The sequence below is a fragment of the Oleiphilus sp. HI0123 genome (genome assembly GCF_001635315.1).
Genome location: NZ_LWGE01001291.1, coordinates 1 through 3,348, shown reverse-complemented (window position 1 = coordinate 3,348; position 3,348 = coordinate 1). Strand labels below are relative to the sequence as shown.

Here is a 3,348-nt window from a genome sequence, read left to right as displayed (position 1 = left end):
GCCTCGCTCCTGATTAAGCTCTGCCGCTGTTGCTAGCATTTCTGGATCGCCGCCAGCAATTTGTACAGATATAGGGTCACTCTCACCGGTATGGTCGAGACGATGCATTGACTTGCGTGTTTTCCAAAAACTTGGGTCGGCGATTACCATTTCCGAAACAGCCATAGCTGCGCCGTTGTTCCGGCATAACTGTCGAAAAGGTCTGTCTGTCACGCCAGCCATGGGCGCTAAGATCAATCGATTATCTAATTGATAGGGGCCGATTTTGAGCAAGTCGTTTCTCTGTCAGGTTCAAGGGTGGCTAATTTTGGGGGGGCTAATCATACCCTCTGAGGCAAGGGTGTAAAAGCAAAAAAGGTGGCTTTTTTTGGTTATATTTTGCTCTTATTGGTTGACAATTGATCTATGTCTTGTTCCTTGGAGCTTAGGGTTGAGGGGAGAAAAACTTTAGAGAGTAGTTAACCGCTTCTTTTCCTGGGTCAACGATTTCGAGTGAAATATGAATTGGCTGCTGACTTGGCATTTCGTGCCAGCTGGCTAGATCGCCAGACAAATACTCTTTCGCTTGGAATAAGCGTTGGGCAACGATATTTTTGTTTATGTCTGAAAAATAAAGAGCTAAGTCGGGGAACGCTTGATTGAAAGCAGCTTCATTCACTATCACGGTGTCGATTATGAGGGACTTGCGTTGAGTGGGGTGACTTCTGACAACGAGGTTGTTGCTTTTAATTTTTTCGATATCTTCAAGCTTTGGCAATGTGCAAGATAAGTGTTCACATGCTAGCTCATATAACTCAGAAACTTTAGGGTACTTGGCGAGCTTTTCATAGTGAAACCATACCGCTTGCCCTAGCAGTATTACGATGAGCGATATATTAGCGAGAATGAATAATAAACTGACAAGCCAATGTCTATTATTGGGGCTATCCTGGTCGTATTGAAATTCAATTTTCTCATACGGAGAAGTCTCAGAGAAACCGCTCCCGGGCTCTCCGAAGGCTGATTCAGTCGATGTCTCAGCTTGTGTGACTGAGGCCTGCTCTATAGCTGAAGCGGAGAATGTTGGTTCTACCTTCTGTTTACCTTGTTCATCTTGAATATCTTCGAGGATTTCCTGAGTCCAGCTTTCGTCGATGATTTCTTCACTCTCTTCAGAAACAAAGGTATCGTCAAGTTTTTTAAAGCTGGTTGAGTAAGGGTCACTGTTGTCTGCGGAATCTAGTTCCAGGAAAGAGGTGCTAAACTCATCAGAGCCATCGGCGCTGCCTGAGTAGCCGGGTTCATGCAGATCTTCTTCAGGGTTATCGGCAAATAGCTTATCTTCAGACTCTAGTAGACTATCTTCCAGGTCGATAGCTGAACTTTGTTGGTCTTCGGAGGGTTCAGGAGAAGGCTTGTTTGCTGTTTGCTTCTCAGTATCGGACAAGCTATAGGCAATTGCATCGAAGATGTTCATGCAGGCGCCGCAGCGAACTCTGCCGTTGGCAGCACTTAATTGTTCTTCAGAGACTTTAAACGAAGCCTTACAGTGCGGGCATTGTGTCAGTCGCTGATTGCTCATCGTGTGTGTTTTTCCTGAATTATTATAAGGCTATTATCAGTCTTTTTTTGTGCCGGTCAAGCATACCCAGCCATCCTCTAGCTGAGGTTTATCCATTTCAAACCATTCTTCATAGTCGTGAACTAGCGCAGCTGCCTGATGCTCAAGAATTCCAGATAGAATTAATTTTCCTTTAGGTTTAACTAAAGCGGCAATATTGCTACGTAAGTCATGCAGTGGTTGAGCAAGAATATTAGCCAGAACCAGGTCTACTTGGTCTTTAGGGCTATCTTCTGGAAGATAGACCGGGAACTGCTGAGCTTCGACCTCGTTTCTCTTGGCATTGTCTTGGGTAGCCAGCAAAGCTTGAGGGTCGTTGTCGATTCCAACCACCGATTTGGCGCCGAGTAATAATGCGGCCAAGCCCAGTATTCCGGAACCACAGCCAAAATCTACGACAGTTTTGTTGTTTAGGCCGTCATCGTTTAGCGCATAAGCATCTAGCCATTTTAAGCAAAGTGCAGTTGTGGGGTGTGTGCCAGTGCCGAAAGCCAGGCCAGGGTCGAGCATCAGGTTGACAGCGTTTGGCTCAGGAATGTCATGCCAGCTTGGGCATATCCATAAGCGGCGACCAAACTGAATGGGTTTGAAGTTATCAATCCATTTACGCGTCCAGTCTTCGTTTTCCAATATTTCAAAACGCAATTCAGGGAAGGTCTGATCTGAAAGATTGGTGAAGACACTTTCAGTGATGGCTCTAATAGCTTTTTGGTCCTCATCGGCAGAAAACAGCCCGGTGACGATCGTTTCTTCCCAAAGCGGCGTTGTGCCCCGTTCGGGCTCTAGCACTGGCTGGTCTTGAGCATCTTCGAGAGTCACTGCGCTGGCTCCCGCCGCGAGCAAGCCTTCTTCGAGAGCTTCTGCGATGGCGGGAGATATATTGGCTTTAACTTGGATCCAGTTCATAAGTCAGTGACTTCCTGATAGTCGGGAATGAAATACATTAGATGAAACTAAAGGATATTCTTTTCCAGATGATGGATATTAAATTCGAGCTCTCGAAATCCGCTATCGGAAAGTAGCTTGCGGTGAAGGTCAATATTTGTGTCAATTCCGTCTACGACTAGCTCGTCAAGTGCGTTTGTCATACGGTTCATCGCCGCATTACGGTTTTCGCTATGACAAATGATTTTGGCAACTAAAGAGTCGTAAAATGGAGGTACACGATAGCCGCTATATAAATGCGAATCGACACGGACTCCCATGCCACCGGGCGCGTGAAACTGTTTAACTAAGCCGGGGCTCGGTGCAAAGGTTTGAGCATTTTCAGCGTTAATGCGGCACTCTATCGCATGGCCTTCAAGATTTACTTCAGCTTGAGAGACTGAAAGTGGTAGGCCGCTAGCAATTCTAATTTGCTCTTTAACGATATTAATGCCTGTTATCATTTCTGTTACAGGGTGCTCTACCTGTACTCGGGTATTCATTTCGATAAAATAGAAACTGTCATCCTGGTATAAGAACTCAAATGTTCCTGCTCCGCGATAGCCGATATCTTTGCAGGCTTTTACGCAGGCGGCAAACGTGGCTTGTCGGGCTTCCTCGTTAATATTTGGTGCAGGGGCTTCTTCGATAACTTTTTGGTGTCTTCGTTGCAGTGAACAGTCACGGTCACCTAAGTGAATGACATTGCCATGGTTATCTGCAAGTACCTGGATTTCGACATGCCGGGGTGTGTCGAGAAATTTTTCAAGGTAAACGGTGTCATCGCCAAAAGCGGCTTTGGCTTCAGACTGTGTTAGCTGAAT

3 protein-coding genes and 1 pseudogene are annotated in these 3,348 nt (G+C 45.9%); all 4 read right to left on the bottom strand.

The features are described from left to right. Positions 1 to 222, bottom strand: a 222-nt coding sequence (locus A3761_RS15605; protein WP_197473062.1) for a tRNA-dihydrouridine synthase, incomplete at its 3' end; no start/stop codon positions are given. Positions 223 to 424: 202 nt separating this feature from the next. Next, on the bottom strand, positions 425 to 1,561 hold the full coding sequence (locus A3761_RS15600) for a DUF3426 domain-containing protein (RefSeq protein ID WP_068512182.1): 1,137 nt from the start codon (positions 1,559 to 1,561) through the stop codon (positions 425 to 427). 36 nt (positions 1,562 to 1,597) lie between these two features. Continuing rightward, complete coding sequence (gene prmA / locus A3761_RS15595; protein WP_068554032.1) at positions 1,598 to 2,506, bottom strand: 50S ribosomal protein L11 methyltransferase; 909 nt, start codon at positions 2,504 to 2,506, stop codon at positions 1,598 to 1,600. 47 nt (positions 2,507 to 2,553) lie between these two features. Further along, a pseudogene (locus A3761_RS15590) lies at positions 2,554 to 3,348 on the bottom strand (acetyl-CoA carboxylase biotin carboxylase subunit); the annotation flags it as partial.

What these genes read in the sequence shown, in the direction of transcription:
- A3761_RS15600 (WP_068512182.1), bottom strand. Translation starts at nt 1,561, where the DNA reads ATGAGCAATCAGCGACTGACACAATGCCCGCACTGTAAGGCTTCGTTT.
- prmA (WP_068554032.1), bottom strand. Translation starts at nt 2,506, where the DNA reads ATGAACTGGATCCAAGTTAAAGCCAATATATCTCCCGCCATCGCAGAA.